Below are 18205 nucleotides of genomic sequence, written 5' to 3' on the forward strand. Positions count from 1 at the left end.
AATTATTAGCAAAATAGGGGAGACTTAAATAAATGATAAACGTAGCTTTACTTGGTAATCCTAATGTAGGAAAAACTACATTATATAATTTACTCACTGGCTCTAATCAGTATGTTGGTAATTGGCCAGGTGTAACTGTAGATAAAAAAGAGGGTTTTCTTTTTGAAAGTATAAAAATTGTTGACTTGCCTGGAATATATGCAATGGACACTTTCTCAAATGAAGAAAAAGTGTCCAAGCAATTTTTAGAAGAAGGTGATGTTGATTTAATATTAAATATTGTTGATGCATCTAATCTAAATAGAAATTTATATCTTACAACTCAACTTAAACAATTTAATAAACCCATAATATTAGCCTTAAATATGATTGATGTTTGTGAAAATAAAGGAATTGTTATTGATTATGATAAGTTGTCTAAAGAACTAGATGTTGAAGTAATTCCAATTATTGCAGGAAAAAATATAGGAGTAGATAAAGTTAAGGAAAGACTTAAAGAAGGAAACTTTACTAAACCATTGAATCATAGAAAGTTTGATTTTTCATCTGAAAAAGAAGCGTATAAATTTATAGAAAATGTATTAAAATCGTGTGTGGCAATAAAGGAAAACCTGCAAGAAAGTGTTACTGAGAAACTTGATAAGTTTGTTCTACATCCAGTTCTAGCATACCCTATTTTTCTTTTACTTATGGCTTTAATGTTTCAGTTGACGTTTTCTTGGGTTGGACAACCGATTTCGGATTTCTTAGATGACCTTTTAAATAATATTATTATACCGACTGCTCACCAACTATTATCCAATTCTTCTGATTGGTTTAGTTCTCTAATTGTAGATGGTATTATTTCAGGTGTTGGAGGAATTATAGTGTTGCTTCCAATAATATTAGTATTATTTATATGTATAACTATTTTGGAAGATAGCGGCTATATGGCTAGAGTCGCATTTATGATGGATAAATTGATGAGAAAGATGGGGCTTTCTGGAAAAGCTTTTATTCCTATGATAATAGGTTTTGGATGTACAGTTCCAGCAATTATGACTGCTAGAACTTTAGAAAGTGAAAAAGATAGAAAACTTACAGCATTGCTAGTTCCATTTATGTCATGTAACGCTAGACTTCCAGTTTATACTGTATTCGCGGCTGTATTCTTTGAATCTCATAGAGGATTAGTGGTATCTTCACTATATTTACTTGGAGTCTTAGTAGCATTTTTGCTTGGTATTTTATTCAAAAATACATATTTCAAAAAAGATGAAGAACCTTTTATAATTGAAATTCCTGAGTATAAGATGCCTAAAATATCATCTATATATAAACAAACATTAGATAAAGCTAGCGGTTTTTTACAAAAAGCTGCAACTATTATTTTTGCAATGAGCGTAGTAGTATGGTTTTTATCTAACTTTAATCTTCATGGTATGGTGAATCAAGTTGATGATAGTATATTAGCATCAATAGGCAATGTTCTCGCACCAGTTTTTAAACCTTTAGGTTTTGGTAATTGGCAATCCGCAGTATCATTACTTTCAGGACTATTAGCTAAAGAATCAGTTTTAGCTTCTATGCAAGTAATTTTTGCAGGGGATTTATCGGTGATTTTACCAATTCATTTCACTAATATTTCTGCATATGCATTTTTAGTTTTTATACTACTATATACTCCATGTATATCAACAATTGGTACGATGCAAAAAGAATATGGAAATAAATTAACTTTGTTTTCAATTTTCTTTCAGTTAATTGTCGCATGGATTGCTTCTTTCTTAGTATTTAATTTGGGTGGTTTTCTTTATAACCTTGTGCATTTATTTTTAAAAATGAATAGTTTGTTTTTTTAATAATTGTTAAGAATATGATTAAGTATCATTATCAAGACTTAAATCATACTTTTATAATAGCAGGTAGGTGAAGCTTAAATGATAGAAATATTAATCACGATTATAATAATTTCTTTTGCTGGATTTATAATCTTTAAATCTTTTAAGAATTCTTCAAAAGGAAAATGCAACTGTGGATGTAAGGGTTGTAAATCTGAGAAAATCTGTTCAGACAAAAGTAATACAGGTATAAAAATTGTTCAAACAAATAAGCCTAATAATGAATAATAAAAAATATTAAATATATTAACTTATCCACTAAAAGCATAGCGTTTTAGTGGATTTTTCTTTAAACTATAAAATGATTTATAGTATAATAACAAAATGAAGAAATTTAAACCTAAGATAAAATAAGAAACCGAAAGTAGGAATTAAAAAATGAATTACAAAACACATATAAATGGTGGAATACTAGTAGGATTGTATACGAATTGCCAATTGGCAAATATGCCACTTATGTCTACGGCAGTATTACTTGGAGGAGCTTTTGTTGGTAGTATATTCCCAGATATAGATCATGGAAATAGTTATATTGGGAAAAAAACTAAAGGGGTATCAAAAGCAATAAATAAATTGGCTGGTCATAGAAAGTTATTTCATGCGCCACTTGTATATTTGTTTTTATATTCGACTGCCATTGGTATGTTTACAGATAAGCTTATGTTAATTGGAATAAAGGGGATATTCTTAGGAATATTTTCTCATTTAGTTCTAGATAGCCTAACGATTGGAGGATTGCCATGGTTTTACCCGTTTAGTAAAAAGAGGTTTTCTATTTGTATGATAAAGACAAATAGTAAAATTGAGGATATATTATGTGGAATGCTTATATGTATTAATATAGTAATGCTACTTGACATGCTTCACATAACCTCAATATTTACATTCACTCATAGATAAAATATAAAAAAATCGCAGGCGACTGTGGAGCTGAAGATTTTTTTCACGCATCTGCCTTTTCGAACGCATGTGAGAAAAATTTGGCAGGCGAATATGATTTGTTTTTTATTCTTTTATAGTTATTAACCCTAGTAAAATATACTACTATAAAGTTATCAACAGATTTAATTGCATTATAATTCCCTAAAGAATAAAAATATCCTAAAGATTGATTAGTAAATCTTTAGGATATTTTTATAAGGTGCATTATGTTGGAAACAACAAGTAGCATATTTTAAGTATTTAATAGCATATGATATAATTTTACTTCATAAAATTCAATTCAGATTTATCACTATTTTTAATTTCTCTTATAGCCAAGCTACAATAGATTAATGTAATAATGGAGAATATAAGGAAAAATTCTGGCATTATTATTCCAGCAACATGTATTAAGGCTTCAAGTAAAAGAGGTAAAGTCATCGCATAGAAACTTAAAGTACAAGCTCTAGAGTATTTTAGTTTTACTCCCATAAATGAACCTATAGAAACAGCAAATGGACCAAATATTAAGAATCCTAAAATCAAATTAGTAATAAAGGAATTAATAGGATTAACAACAAAAAAAACTATCGGTGTAAGTATTTTAATTATGGAAAGATAGTATCCTGAATTTTCGTTATTAATATTTATACTTGAAAAATCAGAAAAGTTGATAGTTCCAACTGTTCTATAATCTTTTCTAAGATATATGTTATTAGAATCAAGAAACACAGCATCTTTGTAAGAATTTAGAATATTTTTGTCAATTTTACCTTTAGTATCAATAATAAAAGTATAATAATTTGATTGATCAGTACTTACGCTTAGCATTGAGTCATCGATACTAAAAGTTGAGGAATCATTTTCAAGGTTGTCCTGAATGCTTATGGCATCAGAGTCAAGTGAATTTACTGTATTTATGTTTCCAATAAAACTTGATATTAAATAAAATAGAAAATCACCTTCATGTTTATTGTAAATAGTTTCATCTGAATCAACAGATAATACGCCATTCTTAAATTCAAAATTTGGTGCATTATTTGAAAGATCATTTTGTACTACCGATATTTCGCTAGCAATCATATTTATTTCCTTAACATTAGTTATTACTGAAAATAGTAATGTAACAAGAAAAACATATAATATTGACTTTCTAAGCCCTTGTGCTAAGAATTCGCTGTATGCTTCAAAATTAAAGAAACTATAAGCGAATTTATCTTTAAATCCCATTATTTTTTTCAAAAAAAGACCTCCTAAAAGAAAAGTTAGATAAATTTAACTGATTCTTGATAATTATAACACATTGGATAAAAATACAATAGAAAGTTTGCATAATTAAATGAAATATGTTATCATTACCAATATCAAAAAAATTTATGAAAAATTAAATACGGACAGTTCATTAAGACCATCCTGTCATTAAAAAAAACTAGGCATTTTAATTTTGAATTATTTTAATTTAAGATTAATTTTGTTGCGCTAGTTTTAGATGTTACAAAATTAATCTTTTTTATATTTAAATGGAAAGTTAATTTATGGATAAGCCTTATAAAACTGATTTCGAAAATTTTATAGAAATTATGTGAGGAGAAAAATATGTTTAAAATAAAAAGTGAAGTACAATTTGATATGGCACATTATTTAAGTGGGTATGAAGGAAAATGTTCTAACATCCATGGCCATAGATATAAATTAATTGCAAAACTAAAATCTGAAAAGTTACATCAAGATGGTCAGCTTAGGGGAATGGTAGATGATTTCGGAAATTTTAAAAACATATTAAAAGAGATTGCAGAAACTTTTGACCATAAATTAATTATTGAAAATAATGAAGATGGGAAAGCTTTGGTTAAGAATTTGGAAGAACTACAAAATAATTTCAACATTTATTTAGTTGACTATAGACCTACAGCAGAAGAAATGTCTAGAGATATTTTTAATAGATTAAAAGCTAAAGGATTGTCAGTGTGTGAAGTAGAATTATTTGAAACTCCTAATAATAGCTGCATTTATACAGAGGACTAATGGAGGGAAATTATGTTTAATATAATTGAAAAATTTTTATCAATAGATGGGGAAGGTCCTACTTCTGGTGAACTTGCAACATTTATAAGATTTCAAGGTTGTAACTTAAGATGTTCTTGGTGCGATACGACTTATTCATGGGATAAAGAAAATACTTCAGAAGTTCTAACTGCAGAAGAAATTTACAAGTATATAAAAGAAAATAAAGTTACTAATGTTACTTTAACAGGTGGAGAGCCACTTATTCAAAAAAATATATATGAATTACTAGAACTTTTGAACTCGGATGATAACTTAAAAGTTCATATAGAAACAAATGGTGCTGTTAACATAGGACCTTTTAAAAATAAATTTATAAATAATATCAGCTATATTGTAGACTTTAAACTTCCTAGCAGTAATATGATGGATAGAATGGATTTCAACAATTTAAGTATTGTAGAATCCAATGATGTTTATAAATTTGTGATAGGAAGTAAGGAAGATTTACAAATAGCATACGAAATAATATGTAAGCACAATTTAACATCAAAATGCTTTGTTTATTTGAGTCCAGTTTCGGGAAATATAGAAATGCAAGAAATTGTAGAATTTATGAAAGATAAAAATTTGAATAAAGTAAGATTGCAAGTACAATTACATAAAATTATCTGGGATAAAAATGCACGCGGAGTTTAATAATTGAGTGGTTATTATATATAATATAGACTAGCTTATAGTAAATTTTATTTTTACAAAAGGTTTAGAAATACAAGGAGGTTTAAGTTATGCCAAAGAAGATAGATACAAAAAAGATAGAGGAATGTATAAGAGAAATTATTGTTGCTTTAGGAGATGATCCTGATAGGGAAGGATTACTAGATACACCTAAAAGGGTATCAAAAATGTATGAAGAAGTTTTTCAAGGAATGACACTTTCAAACAGAGAAATAGCAGAAGCGTTTGGAACCACATTTGAGAATGAAGATTATGATTCAGAAACTCATAATAATATGGTTGTGGTTAAGGATATACCAATTCATAGTTATTGTGAACATCACTTAGCGCTTATGTATAATATGAAGGTTACAGTAGTATATATACCCAAAGATAAGATAATTGGTCTTAGTAAAATTTCAAGAATTGCAGATATGGTTGGGAGAAGACTTCAACTTCAAGAACGTATTGGAACAGATATAGCAGAAATAGTTTCTATGGTTACAAAAAGTAGTGATGTTGGTGTACTTATAACTGGAGAGCATGGATGTATGACTTCAAGAGGAATAAAAAAACCTGGAACATTGACTACAACAACTACTTTTACAGGAAAATTTCAAACCAATGATTTATTAAGACAAGAAGCTTTACTAATTATGAAATAAGTAACGAACGAAGAAGCAGTAGTGATTTGGTATATTTCTATTTAATTAATTTATTTTAGGAGGTTTTGAATATGAGTAATAAAGCAGTAGTTGTATTTAGTGGAGGACAAGATTCTACTACATGTCTATTTTGGGCATTAAAGGAATTCGATGAGGTTATAGCGGTAACTTTTGATTATAATCAAAAACATAGAAAAGAAATAGAGTGTGCAACTAGTATAGCAAAGGAGTTAGGAATAGAGCATCATATATTAGATATGGGGCTTCTTAATCAATTAGCCCCTAATGCGCTTACAAGAAATGATATAGAAATAAAAGCTGGAGAAAATGGTTCTCTTCCATCAACATTTGTTGAAGGTCGTAATATGCTATTCTTAACTTTTGCAGGAGTATTGGCCAAAGTAAAAGGCGCAAAACATATAGTAACAGGAGTGTGTGAGACTGATTTTAGTGGATACCCTGATTGCAGGGATATATTCATAAAATCTCTTAATGTAACTTTAAATTTAGCAATGGATTATAATTTTGTAGTTCATACCCCATTAATGTGGATAGATAAAGCTGAGACATGGAAGATGGCAGATGATTTTGGCAAGTTAGACTATATAAGAGAAAAGACTCTTACTTGCTATAAAGGAATTGTTGGCGACGGTTGTGGAGAATGCCCTGCTTGTAAGCTTAGAAAAAATGGTTTAGATAAGTATTTAGAAAGTAAGAAAAATTAAAATATAAAATATAAAACGAATTTAAGGAGAAAGAACAATGAGTGAAAGTGGAAGAAAATCAAAAGAACTTGAAGGGATAACATTGCTTGGAAATCAAGGAACAAAATATGATTATGGATATACCCCTGAAGTATTAGAGGTTTTTGAAAATAAACACCCAGATAATGATTATTTTGTAAAATTTAATTGCCCTGAATTTACAAGTTTATGCCCAATTACAGGTCAGCCAGATTTTGCAACAATCTATATAAGTTATATACCAAACATAAAGATGGTAGAAAGTAAATCGCTAAAACTATATCTTTTTAGTTTTAGAAATCATGGAGATTTTCATGAAGATTGTATGAATATCATAATGAAAGACTTAATAAAACTTATGGATCCGAAATATATTGAAGTATGGGGAAAATTTACACCAAGAGGTGGTATAAGCATAGATCCTTATTGCAATTATGGAATGAAAGGAACTAAGTTTGAGGAAATGGCTAATTATAGAATGATGAATCATGATATGTATCCTGAGAAAGTAGATAATAGATAATAACCTAATGTATTGCATAAATGATTTATGTTAATTAGCAAAGTAATGACTGCAATACATTTTTATTAAGGAGCTGATATTTAAATTGAGTAAAGTAATAGTTATAGGTGCAGGGCCCGCAGGAATGATGGCTGCTATACAAGCAGCAAAGAAACATGATGTAATATTATTAGATGGTAATGAAAGAATAGGTAAAAAGCTTTTTATTACTGGAAAAGGCAGATGTAATGTTACAAATGCAAAAGATATATCTGAGTTTTTTGAGTATATTCCAGGTAATCCTCATTTTCTTTATAGTTCATTATATAGTTTTACCAATAATGATACAATGAATTTTTTTGAAAACGAAGGAATTAAATTAAAAATCGAAAGAGGAGACAGAGTTTTCCCAGAATCTGATAAGTCTTCAGATATAATAAGAGGATTATCAAACGCTTTAAGTAGAACTAATGTAAAAATAAGATTAAAGTCAAAGGTTACTAATATAGAATTTAAAAGTAATAGAATTATAGCAGTAGAAATTAATAATGAAGAACGATTATATGGAGATCATTTTATTTTTGCGACAGGTGGTGCATCATATCCACTTACTGGTTCAAGAGGAGAAGGGCAAAAATTCGCAAGTGTGCTTGGCCATAATGTTACTCAATTAATGCCAGCTCTTGTTCCGATAGAAGTTGTTGATTCCAAAACAAAAGAATTGATGGGGCTGTCATTAAAAAATGTGGAAGTTATAATTAAAGAAAATGACAAGAAAGTAGTTTATAAGAATTTTGGTGAAATGTTATTTACCCATTTTGGAGTTTCAGGGCCCCTTATATTAAGTGGAAGTAGATTTATAGAAAAAGGAAAAAGATATACTTTGCATATAGATTTAAAACCTGCATTAAATTTAGGAGAATTAGATAAACGTATCCAAAAGGATTTTAATAAATATTTAAATAAAGATTTCAAAAATTCTTTAGACGAGTTATTACCACAAAAATTAATTCCCGTGATTATAAATAACTCAGGAATATTAGAAAATAAAAAAGTAAATGAAATAACGAGAGAGGAAAGAAAGACTTTAGTAAATGCTATTAAGGATTTAAGCTTTGATATAAAAGGATTAAGACCTATAGATGAAGCAATTGTAACTTCAGGAGGTGTAGATATAAAAGAAATTGATCCGTCTACCATGAAGTCTAAAATAATAGAAAATCTTTCGTTTGCAGGAGAAGTTATGGATGTAGATGCTTTTACAGGTGGTTATAATGTACAAATAGCTTTTTCTACAGGATTTATAGCAGGAAGTAATATTTGATATAAAAAAATATTTCCTTGTTTGGAAAGGTAAAAAATTATATAATCTTAATGAAGGCATAAATTTATAGGATTTGGAAATGAGGAGAAAGTTTTGAAAATTTCAGTAGCAATAGATGGACCGGCTGGAGCAGGAAAAAGCACTATAGCAAAATTGGTTTCTAAGAGGTTTGATCTTATGTATATAAATACAGGAGCAATGTATAGAGCTGTGGCGCTAAAAGCACAAGAACAAAACTTGGAACCAGAAAATGTTCAAGAAATTTGTAATATAATAAAAACTATGGAAATGCATTTTGAAAATGATGATTTGATTTTAAATGGCGAAAATATACAGGATAAAATAACTACTCCAAACATAAGTAGTATTGTATCTGGATATGCTAGTATTTCGGAAGTTAGAGCTATTCTTGTAAAACTTCAAAGAGAAATGTCAAGCAAATTTAGTGTAATAATGGATGGAAGAGATATTGGAACCGTTGTTCTAAAAGATGCAAATTTTAAGTTTTTCTTAACAGCTAGTCCAGAACAAAGAGCAACTAGGCGATTTAAAGAATTGCAAGAAAGAAATATAGAGTGTTCTTATGATCAAATACTAAAAGATATAATAGATAGAGATCATAAGGATACTCATAGGGCTACAGATCCGCTGAAAAAAGCAGAGGATGCAATTGAGATTGATTCTACTAATTTAGACATTAATGGTGTTGTTAATGTAATTGCAGAGTACATAGGAAAAGGAAAGTAACAAGGAGATAGTAATGAGTAAAGTTATTCTAGCAAAAAATTCAGGTTTTTGCTTTGGAGTTCAAAGAGCTGTAAATGAAGCTATACGGATTCAAAAAGAACATAATTCGAAAATCTATACTTTAGGTCCTTTAATACATAATAATGATGTAGTAAAATATTTAGAAGAAAATAATATATTTTCTATAGAATTTGAAGAAATAGATAAATTAAATAAAGGGGATACTATTGTTATAAGATCTCATGGTGTATCTGAAACAGTTTTAGATACACTTGAACAAAAGGAACTAAAAGTCATAAATGCGACTTGTCCTTTTGTTGCTAATATTCAAAAAAAAGTTAAGAAATATTCAAAAGAAGGATATCATATAGTAATATTAGGAGATAAAAATCATCCAGAAGTCATTGGAATTAATGGATGGTGTGATGATAAAGCAATTATCACTAAAGATGGTACTTTTGATGAAGAAAATATGCCGCATAAGGTATGTGTTGTATCTCAAACAACTGAAAAGATGAAGAATTGGGAAGAAACACTGAAAAACTTAAGTTATGCAAGAGAAATATTAGCTTTTAACACAATTTGTGCAGCTACTGATGTTAGACAAAGAAGTACGAATAAAATATCCCAAAAAACAGATGCTATGATAGTTATTGGCGGAAAAAATAGTTCGAATACTACTAAGTTATATCAAATTGCTAAAGAAAATTGTGAAAATACAATTCATATTGAAAACGCAAAAGATCTACCAATAAGTTTTATAAAAAATAATAATATAAACAAAATAGGAGTTACAGCTGGTGCATCAACACCAGATTGGATTATTAGGGAGGTACTAGATATTATGAACACAGAAAATAATAATTTTGAAGATCAATTATCATTAATGAACGAATTAGACAAAAGATTTGTTATTGGCGATGAGGTACAAGGAGAAATACTTTCAAAGACTAGAGATTCAGTTATAGTTTCACTTGTTGGATACAAGTCAGATGGAGTGATTCCATTTACAGAGTTATCTGCAAAAGAAGATCCACTAACATTTGCAGATAAACTTAATATAGGTGATACTATTAATGCAAAAGTTATAAAACTACAAAATAATGATGGGTATGTAGTATTATCAAGATTAGAATATGAAAGAGAAGAAGCTTTTAAAGAACTTGAAAAAATATATTCAGAAGGAACAACATTTGAAGTTAATGTTAAAGAAGCTAGAGAAAAAGGGATAGTAGCAGATTATAAGGGAGCTAGAATATTTATTCCAGCATCACAAATTGACATAAAGTTTACTAAAGATAAAAGTGAATATGTTGGGAAGAAATTAGAAGTTAAATTGATAGATTTTTCTCTAAAGAATCCTGTAAAATTAGTTGCTTCAAGAAGAGTTTTATTAGAAGAAAGCAAGAATTCTGAAGACGCAAAAGCTTGGGAGAGTTTTAATCTTGGGGATGTTATAAAAGGTGAAGTAAAAAGATTTACAGACTTTGGAGCTTTTGTGGAAGTCAATGGTATAGATGGATTATTACATTTATCACAAATTTCTTGGAATCATATCAAAAAGGTAAGTGATGTATTAAAAGAAGGTCAAATTATTGATGTTAAGATTATTGGTCTTGATAAGGAAGCTAAAAAGCTATCTTTAAGCATTAAAGAACTTGTAGCTAAGCCTTGGGATAATGCTAAAGAAAAATATCCAGAAGGGTCTATTGTACTTGGTAAAGTAGTTAGATTAAATGATTTTGGTGCTTTTGTAGAATTGGAGCCAGGAGTAGATGGGTTAGTTCATATATCAAAGATATCTCATAATAGAATAGAGCACCCTTCTGAAGTTTTAAAAATTGGTGAAGAAATTAAAGCTAAGATATTAAGTGTTGATGAAGAAAATAAAAGAATAAGCTTAAGTATAAAAGATGTATAAAACAAAAAAGGGGCTGTTGCAAAACTAACATAGTTAGTTTTGTAGCGGCTAATTTTTTTAGATATAAAAAATGTGAATTCCGAAGAACTCACATTCATTGTATAATTTACTTATGCTAAAAACCAAATTACACAATAAAGATTATACTGAGATTAATGATAATTTTCAACTTATATTACCATTAAATCTAGAAAATTTAATACCATCAGATGATTCAGTCCGCTTGCTAAGCCATGTATTGGAGGGATTAGATTACACGAAGTTGTATAAGGCGTACTCTTCCGTTGGAAGAAAACCGGCAGTGGAACCTAAAATCATGTTCAAAATAATATCATATGCTTATTCTCAAAATATTTATTCAAGCAGAAAAATCGAAAAAGCATGTAAAAGAGATATAAATTTCAAATGGTTACTTCAATGTTATAAGGCACCGGATCATGCTACAATTAGTAGATTTCGCAAAGACTATATTTCAAATGAGGTAATTGAAGATTTATTTTATCAACAAGTTAATTATTTAGCAAATCAAAATGAAATACTATTTGAAAATGCATTTATTGATGGTACTAAAATCGAAGCGAATGCTAATCGTTATACATTTGTTTGGAAAAAAACTATTTTAAAAAATGAAGAAAAAATGTTTGATAAAATTCTTGTTCTTTTAGAAAATATTAACCTTGGAGAATTAAAAAAATTTACTGTTCAGAAAGAAACATTAATAGATGATATTGATAAAATTCTTCAATGGCTTGAATATGAAAAAAAGAAAAGAAACATAGAGTTTGTTCATGGAATTGGTAAAAGAAAAACTAAAATTCAAAAGTGGACAGAACAACTATATGAATATAAAGAGAGACAAGAAAAATATAATTTGAGTAAAAAAATATTTTCAAAAAGAAATAGTTATTCTAAAACTGATCCAGACGCAACTTTCATGCATATGAAAGATGATCATATGAGAAATAGTCAATTAAAACCTGCATATAATGTGCAAATCGCAGTTGAAAGTGAATACGTAACCGGTGTCGGAATATTTGATAATAGAAATGACATAGCAACATTAATACCTATGCTTAATAATATGAAAGAAAAAATCGGTCGTAAATATCTTAATATAATTGCAGACTCAGGTTATGAAAGCGAAGAAAATTATTTATTCTTAGAATCAAATAAGCAAACTCCTTATATAAAACCACAAACTTATGAGAAGTGGAAAAAAAGAAGTTTTAAAAATGATATAAGTAAGCGCGAAAATATGAAATATGACGCTGAATCGGATTTTTATATTTGTCATAACAATAGAAAATTAATACCGACTTCTATTATTTATAGAAAATCCGCAAGTGGATACAAATCAGAAGTAACTGTGTATGAATGCGAAAATTGTGATAATTGCGATTACAAAGTAAAATGCACAAAAGCAAAAGGAAATAGAAAAATGCAGGTTTCAAAAACTTTTGTGGAAAAGCGTGAAATATCCTATAAAAATATTACAACTGAATTTGGAACTAAATTAAGAATGAATAGATCTATTCAGGTCGAAGGAGCATTTGGAGTTCTAAAAAGTGATTATGAATTCAATAGATTTTTAACACGTGGAAAAAATAGCGTTCAAACTGAATTTATTTTGCTTTGTTTTGGTTATAACATTAACAAATTACATTCAAAAATACAAAATGAAAAAACCCAGAATCATCTTCATGAATTGAAACCTACTGCCTAATTATGGAATAAATTAACTAGGCTTATTTTAGTGCGCTTAAAAATCAGAAATCATTAAATAATTAATATTGTATTTCAAATATTTAGAAGTTTGCTAGTTTAAACCGAAAAGGAGTATCGCTCCTGATTGAAATTTAATCATTTTGCGACACTCCCTTTTTTGTTTTTTATGTAGAGTTAAAATAATTTTTATGAAATTATTTTAACTCTAGAAATAGGTAAGGCATACGTAGATTTTAATTATATGCATAAGGTAAAGAATTGAAGTATAATATTACTATGCGTAATGATTATTGGATATCTAAAGTTCGTAATATTTAAATTTTAATTGTTAGGAGGCTATATACTTATGAAACAAAATAAAGTTACTAAAGTAAAATCTTTAGTAGAGACTAAGTTTTTGAGTTTATATGAAGCAGAGTATGAAAATAAAGTTGGAAATATAAGAACGTGGACAATAGCATCCAGAAAAAATAATGAAACTATACAAAAACAGTTTTTTGGAAATAAAGAAGATACGGCAGATGGTGCAATAATTGCAGCATACCATAAAGATGAAAATAAGATTGTTATAATAAGACAATTTAGAATACCACTTAATGATTATGTTTATGAATTACCAGCAGGTCTCATCGATCCAGGGGAAGATTCTATTAGTACAATAAAAAGAGAGCTAATGGAAGAGACAGGTCTTAGGTTAGTTGAAGTTATCAATAATAAGAGTCTTGATAAGGTGTATGTTTCTGCAGGAATGACAGATGAATCGTTAGCTATGGTTTATTGTACTTGTGAAGGCGAAATAAGTGATGAACACCTTGAAGACGATGAATGTATTGAGGCACTTCTAATATCTCAAGATGAAGCTAAAGAACTTATACAGAGTAAGGAGAAATTTGACATTAAATGTTTTTTGCTCCTTCAAAGTTTTGCTTTGCTAGGAAAAAAAGTATTTCAATAATAAAAAACTGGTCTACACTTTTTTGTGTAGACCAGTTTTTTATTATAAGTTTTTGTAGATAATAAATTTACGCTTAAAGATCTAATAAACAGAGTCTTTAATTAAGTTTAGAGTGTAGAAAATTAATTAAAATATATGGATTCATATATTTTAATATTATTTAATTACTGAATTTAAACCGAAATATAATAAGAAAATAAATGATGTAAAATACATCAGAATAGATACTTCTTTTCCTTTTTTATAACACAGCTTGCAAATAGGATACAATATAAAGCCTAATGCTATACCATCAACAATGCTATATGTTAATGGAATTAATATTATTGTCATAAAACTAGGGAATAGTTCGCTTAAATCATTAAAGTTCAAATTCTTTAAGTTCTGACTCATTAAACAGCCTATTATAATTAAAATAGGAGCTAAAGCTACATCTGGTATGATAGAAATAAACGGTATAAAAAAAATTGATAGAAGAAATAGTATACCAGAAATTAATGAAACTAAACCTGTTCGTCCTCCAGCTGTTATTCCTGCAGTTCCTTCAACTGTTGATACAGAAGGGCTTGAACCAAAAAGTGCACATCCAATTGTAGATAATGATACTGCTATCATAGCGTTAGAGGTTTTGTCTGATTTTTTTAGTATTCCTGAAACCTGGCTATGAAGTATCCCAATATTCTCAAAAACAAGTACTAAAGTTAATGAAAATGTTCCAACCCAAAATTTAATTGTATTTATTCCACTAAAATCTAATTTGAAAAGTATATTACTATATTCATTAAAATTTGGCATAGTATAACTTATACCTTGTGTTTCAACGATACCAAGCTTTATGCAAAATATAGTTCCGACTATAATTGAAATTAAAAAGCTTCCAGGTATATTTTTAAGGAATAAAATTAATGTTAGAATCATTATGAATATAAAGGCTAGTACTTGAATACTTGTAATATCTCCAAGTTTTAACATAGTAGAAGAATCAGATACTATAATTTTAGATTTTTGAAATCCAACAAAAGTTATAAATAAACCAATTCCTACTGTAATAGATTCTTTTAAATTTTGAGGAATAGCTTCAATAATAAACTTTGATAATGGAGTTGTTGCTATAAGTACAAATATTAATCCTGAGACAAAAACTGAAGCTAATGCTTGGCAATAATTTAAGCCTAGAGTATGAACTATTGTATATGTGAATAATGCATTAATTCCCATACCAGGCATAATTATAAGTGGAGTATTACTTATTAAAGCAATTAACAAGCAACCTACAGCTGATGATATTGCTGTAGCGATGATTAGAGGCTCCATAGAAATGCCACCATCACTTAATATACTGGCATTGACGATAATGATGTAAACTGCAGCAACAAAAGAAGTCAGCGCTGCTATAGTTTCGCTTTTAATTGTAACATTGTTTTCTTTTAATTTAAAAAATCTTTCCATCCTTTCAACCTATCTTTCATAACTCCCTCACCCTCCCACGCTAAAATGCGCATATTAATTATAACATCATTATCATTTATGTCAACTTTTATATATAGCTTGAAATCTTATACAATTCATTTATACTCCATAGTATTGCATGAGAATAATAAAATAATATTTAATCACAAATTTTGAAGAATATATTTATAATCGATCCTTACGTATACACATTGTGATTTAAATAAGAAAAGAATAGTAAAACAACACTAAGAGTAGTAATATATTACTATACGTATTTTATAAAGGGGGCATACAAGTATGTATACAGAATTTGAACAAATAAACAAAGCAAGCATAATGATAAATTCATTATGTATTTTTAAGAATCTAAAAGATGACAGTGTTTTATTAAAATATAAGACGCTACTAAAGTACCTTAATAGTAAGGATATATCAGTGGAAGAGGGCATTGAATTATATACTGATTTTATTTATGAACTATTAAACAAAGCTGATGGAAAATCATTAAAAAAGTATATAATTGATATGATTTTTCTCGATAATAATCCATTTACTAAAATAATTGACGAACAAAATTCATGTGATAAACTTTTTAATCAAGTGCATTATGAGTTAAATGCTTTGCAGTACATATCTAGTATAGAATCTTCTGCGATTAAAGATGCTATAATTATTAAAGGAAACGTTAAAGAGTTTGAAATAGGTATAGTTAAGTCGCTTATGGATTTTGATTCTGACTTGGAATGTAATATCTCAAGCAAAGCTATTGATAAGTTAAAGGTAAATATATTAAAGTGTGATAATTGGGGAGATGCATTGGAGAGCGTTGTAGAATTCTACAAGCAATATGGGACTGGCATATTTGGGGAGTATAGAGCGTTTGTATGGGAACACGAAGATGGAGCACCTTATCTTAGAGGTATTGAATCACCAGATCCAGTTAGGCTAGAAAACTTAGTAGGGTATGAATATCAAAAAGAGATTATAATAGATAATACAAAACAGTTTTTAAATGGATATCAAGCGAATAATATGCTACTATATGGATCAAGAGGAACTGGTAAATCTTCAACTGTAAAAGCTATTATAAATGAGTATTACAATGATGGCTTAAGGCTTATTGAAGTTGATAAAAATAAATTATGCGATTTTACGAAGATAATTAGGATACTTAAAAGTAAGAATTTAAAATTTATAATTTTTGTTGATGATTTAGTATTTGAAGAAGGAGAAGCTAGTTATTCAGCTTTAAAGACAATATTAGAAGGTGGAGTAGAGAATAGATCAAACAATATTCTAATTTATGCAACAACCAATCGAAAACACCTAGTAAAAGAAACATTTAGCGAAAGATCTGGTGATGATGTGCATGCTAATGACACAATTGAAGAAAAACTTTCTCTAGCAGATAGATTTGGTATGACTGTATCGTTCTATTCGCCTGATCAGAAAGAATTCTTAAAGATAATAGATGGAGTAGCAGAAGCAAGAGGGATTAAAGTTGAGAAGGAATATTTGCATGCAGAAGCATTGAAATGGGTAAGATGGTATAATGCTCGTTCACCACGAACAGCAATTCAATTTATAAATTGGCTAGAGGGCACATTGAAACAGTAACTTTATATTAAAAGTTTGTGATTTGTTTTGGAATATTCTATAACTTTTTAGCTAATAAAGTGATAAGAGCTAGTAAAGAATTCTTTACTAGCTCTGTATTTTTTATAATAATTTAAGCATTAGTTGTTGTAGGGGGCGTATATACTCTTGTAGCAAGTTCGTCGTCTAACATATACAATGCTGCAGAGTTATTTTCGCATCTCCTAATCTTTTTGATTATAGTGTTAAATGTATTTTCTTCTTCAACTTGCTCGTTAATAAACCAATTAAGTAAACCGATTGTTGAATGTTCTTTTTCCTCAGTAGCTATATCTGCAATTTTATATAGCCTGCTAGTAACCATTTGCTCATGTTCATAACCTGCCTCAAAGACATTTAGGATATTGCCAAAATCAGAATGTGGTTTTTCAATTTGTTCTAAAGTTACAGTTCCATTTTTCTGAAATATGTAATCATAGAATTTCATGGCATGAAATAATTCCTCCTGAGATTGAACTTTAAAGAAATTAGCAAACCCACTTAGATCAATAGATTCGCAGTAAGAAGCCATTGATAAATAAGTATAGGCTGAATAAATTTCAAAATTAACTTGTTCATTTAGCTTTGCGATCAGTTTTTCACTTAACATACTAATACCTCCCATAAATAAAAATATTATCATTAACATAATTTTAAAAAATCCAGAAAAACTATACCCTATAGCATAAAAGTTTAACTTTATATTCTGAAATTTTTAACTATATATTAATATATTACATCATATAACATAATTTATCAAATAATATTTATTATTATGTTACATAAGTATTATTGCAAAACTAATAATATAAATAAGAGAGGAGATGATATAATTGACATATAAAAAGAAGGGAAAATCGATACAAAAAACTGGAGATATGTCGCAATCTAAAGTTAAATCTTTTGTTGAGAGAGAAGAAACAACAAACAAGGTGGTATCTAGGGGGAGAGATATTACAATTAATCAAAAACATTAAAATTTAATCTATCTCAAAATATTAAGTAAAAATTAAT

18 protein-coding genes are annotated in these 18205 nt (G+C 28.4%); 15 read left to right on the forward strand and 3 right to left on the reverse strand.

Translation table 11 applies throughout. The features are described 5' to 3' along the window. Window positions 1-32: 32 nt before the first annotated feature. The 3 genes from feoB to KEC93_RS13025 all read left to right on the forward strand — a co-directional run bounded on the left by feoB (window position 33) and on the right by KEC93_RS13025 (window position 2780). Entirely contained in the window at window positions 33-1841 is a 1809-nt protein-coding gene (gene feoB / locus KEC93_RS13015; RefSeq protein WP_077869881.1) for a ferrous iron transport protein B, read from the forward strand. Between the two features lie 78 nt (window positions 1842-1919). Then, a complete protein-coding gene (locus KEC93_RS13020) occupies window positions 1920-2108 on the forward strand; it encodes a FeoB-associated Cys-rich membrane protein (RefSeq protein ID WP_077306835.1) in 189 nt (62 codons plus the stop codon). A 150-nt stretch (window positions 2109-2258) separates the two neighbouring features. Further along, the gene (locus KEC93_RS13025; RefSeq protein WP_065417945.1) at window positions 2259-2780 is read left to right on the forward strand and encodes a metal-dependent hydrolase; all 522 of its coding nucleotides are present in this window, start codon (window positions 2259-2261) and stop codon (window positions 2778-2780) included. Window positions 2781-3083: 303 nt separating this feature from the next. Here the strand turns inward: KEC93_RS13025 and KEC93_RS13030 are convergent, their stop codons facing one another. Further along, on the reverse strand, window positions 3084-4043 hold the full coding sequence (locus KEC93_RS13030; protein ID WP_077869882.1) for a DUF1189 domain-containing protein: 960 nt from the start codon (window positions 4041-4043) through the stop codon (window positions 3084-3086). A gap of 354 nt (window positions 4044-4397) precedes the next feature. Here KEC93_RS13030 and KEC93_RS13035 point away from each other — a divergent pair, with 354 nt between their 5' ends. From KEC93_RS13035 to KEC93_RS13080, 10 genes are all read left to right on the forward strand, one after another. Beyond that, a complete protein-coding gene (locus tag KEC93_RS13035; protein WP_012058749.1) occupies window positions 4398-4826 on the forward strand; it encodes a 6-pyruvoyl trahydropterin synthase family protein in 429 nt (142 codons plus the stop codon). Between the two features lie 12 nt (window positions 4827-4838). Continuing rightward, window positions 4839-5504, forward strand: coding sequence for a putative 7-carboxy-7-deazaguanine synthase QueE (queE, locus tag KEC93_RS13040; protein WP_065417946.1), 666 nt, complete (start codon window positions 4839-4841; stop codon window positions 5502-5504). Between the two features lie 89 nt (window positions 5505-5593). Next, complete coding sequence (gene folE / locus KEC93_RS13045) at window positions 5594-6187, forward strand: GTP cyclohydrolase I FolE (protein WP_017211627.1); 594 nt, start codon at window positions 5594-5596, stop codon at window positions 6185-6187. Between the two features lie 71 nt (window positions 6188-6258). Then, a complete protein-coding gene (queC, locus tag KEC93_RS13050; protein WP_012058752.1) occupies window positions 6259-6912 on the forward strand; it encodes a 7-cyano-7-deazaguanine synthase QueC in 654 nt (217 codons plus the stop codon). A 37-nt stretch (window positions 6913-6949) separates the two neighbouring features. Further along, window positions 6950-7453: a preQ(1) synthase gene (gene queF, locus KEC93_RS13055; RefSeq protein WP_041897047.1), complete on the forward strand. Its 504-nt coding sequence runs from the start codon at window positions 6950-6952 to the stop codon at window positions 7451-7453. 85 nt (window positions 7454-7538) lie between these two features. Further along, complete coding sequence (locus tag KEC93_RS13060; RefSeq protein WP_023976902.1) at window positions 7539-8756, forward strand: BaiN/RdsA family NAD(P)/FAD-dependent oxidoreductase; 1218 nt, start codon at window positions 7539-7541, stop codon at window positions 8754-8756. A gap of 93 nt (window positions 8757-8849) precedes the next feature. After that, window positions 8850-9503, forward strand: coding sequence for a (d)CMP kinase (cmk, locus tag KEC93_RS13065; RefSeq protein WP_039770933.1), 654 nt, complete (start codon window positions 8850-8852; stop codon window positions 9501-9503). Window positions 9504-9516: 13 nt separating this feature from the next. Continuing rightward, complete coding sequence (locus tag KEC93_RS13070; RefSeq protein ID WP_039770935.1) at window positions 9517-11424, forward strand: bifunctional 4-hydroxy-3-methylbut-2-enyl diphosphate reductase/30S ribosomal protein S1; 1908 nt, start codon at window positions 9517-9519, stop codon at window positions 11422-11424. A 112-nt stretch (window positions 11425-11536) separates the two neighbouring features. Then, window positions 11537-13147, forward strand: a complete 1611-nt coding sequence (locus tag KEC93_RS13075) for an IS1182 family transposase (protein WP_207717939.1) — start codon at window positions 11537-11539, stop codon at window positions 13145-13147. A 348-nt stretch (window positions 13148-13495) separates the two neighbouring features. Next, a complete protein-coding gene (locus KEC93_RS13080; protein ID WP_023976905.1) occupies window positions 13496-14104 on the forward strand; it encodes an NUDIX hydrolase in 609 nt (202 codons plus the stop codon). 156 nt (window positions 14105-14260) lie between these two features. Here KEC93_RS13080 and KEC93_RS13085 read toward each other — a convergent pair whose 3' ends face one another. Next, window positions 14261-15553, reverse strand: a complete 1293-nt coding sequence (locus KEC93_RS13085; protein ID WP_023977074.1) for an NCS2 family permease — start codon at window positions 15551-15553, stop codon at window positions 14261-14263. 300 nt (window positions 15554-15853) lie between these two features. Here KEC93_RS13085 and KEC93_RS13090 point away from each other — a divergent pair, with 300 nt between their 5' ends. Beyond that, the gene (locus tag KEC93_RS13090; RefSeq protein WP_077869986.1) at window positions 15854-17173 is read left to right on the forward strand and encodes an ATP-binding protein; all 1320 of its coding nucleotides are present in this window, start codon (window positions 15854-15856) and stop codon (window positions 17171-17173) included. Between the two features lie 112 nt (window positions 17174-17285). Here the strand turns inward: KEC93_RS13090 and KEC93_RS13095 are convergent, their stop codons facing one another. Further along, complete coding sequence (locus KEC93_RS13095) at window positions 17286-17801, reverse strand: ferritin (RefSeq protein WP_023977072.1); 516 nt, start codon at window positions 17799-17801, stop codon at window positions 17286-17288. Window positions 17802-18024: 223 nt separating this feature from the next. On the opposite strand from KEC93_RS13095, the gene KEC93_RS13100 reads away from it, so the two are divergent. Further along, the gene (locus tag KEC93_RS13100) at window positions 18025-18168 is read left to right on the forward strand and encodes a hypothetical protein (RefSeq protein ID WP_172462777.1); all 144 of its coding nucleotides are present in this window, start codon (window positions 18025-18027) and stop codon (window positions 18166-18168) included. Window positions 18169-18205 lie beyond the last annotated feature (37 nt).

Origin of the sequence: Clostridium beijerinckii (assembly GCF_018223745.1) — a bacterium.
GTDB lineage: Bacteria > Bacillota > Clostridia > Clostridiales > Clostridiaceae > Clostridium > Clostridium beijerinckii.

What these genes read in the sequence shown, in the direction of transcription:
- folE (WP_017211627.1), top strand. Translation starts at nt 5,594, where the DNA reads ATGCCAAAGAAGATAGATACAAAAAAGATAGAGGAATGTATAAGAGAA.
- feoB (WP_077869881.1), top strand. Translation starts at nt 33, where the DNA reads ATGATAAACGTAGCTTTACTTGGTAATCCTAATGTAGGAAAAACTACA.
- KEC93_RS13020 (WP_077306835.1), top strand. Translation starts at nt 1,920, where the DNA reads ATGATAGAAATATTAATCACGATTATAATAATTTCTTTTGCTGGATTT.
- KEC93_RS13075 (WP_207717939.1), top strand. Translation starts at nt 11,537, where the DNA reads ATGCTAAAAACCAAATTACACAATAAAGATTATACTGAGATTAATGAT.
- queE (WP_065417946.1), top strand. Translation starts at nt 4,839, where the DNA reads ATGTTTAATATAATTGAAAAATTTTTATCAATAGATGGGGAAGGTCCT.
- KEC93_RS13080 (WP_023976905.1), top strand. Translation starts at nt 13,496, where the DNA reads ATGAAACAAAATAAAGTTACTAAAGTAAAATCTTTAGTAGAGACTAAG.
- KEC93_RS13090 (WP_077869986.1), top strand. Translation starts at nt 15,854, where the DNA reads ATGTATACAGAATTTGAACAAATAAACAAAGCAAGCATAATGATAAAT.
- KEC93_RS13025 (WP_065417945.1), top strand. Translation starts at nt 2,259, where the DNA reads ATGAATTACAAAACACATATAAATGGTGGAATACTAGTAGGATTGTAT.
- KEC93_RS13035 (WP_012058749.1), top strand. Translation starts at nt 4,398, where the DNA reads ATGTTTAAAATAAAAAGTGAAGTACAATTTGATATGGCACATTATTTA.
- KEC93_RS13085 (WP_023977074.1), bottom strand. Translation starts at nt 15,553, where the DNA reads ATGGAAAGATTTTTTAAATTAAAAGAAAACAATGTTACAATTAAAAGC.
- queF (WP_041897047.1), top strand. Translation starts at nt 6,950, where the DNA reads ATGAGTGAAAGTGGAAGAAAATCAAAAGAACTTGAAGGGATAACATTG.
- KEC93_RS13070 (WP_039770935.1), top strand. Translation starts at nt 9,517, where the DNA reads ATGAGTAAAGTTATTCTAGCAAAAAATTCAGGTTTTTGCTTTGGAGTT.
- queC (WP_012058752.1), top strand. Translation starts at nt 6,259, where the DNA reads ATGAGTAATAAAGCAGTAGTTGTATTTAGTGGAGGACAAGATTCTACT.
- KEC93_RS13095 (WP_023977072.1), bottom strand. Translation starts at nt 17,801, where the DNA reads ATGTTAAGTGAAAAACTGATCGCAAAGCTAAATGAACAAGTTAATTTT.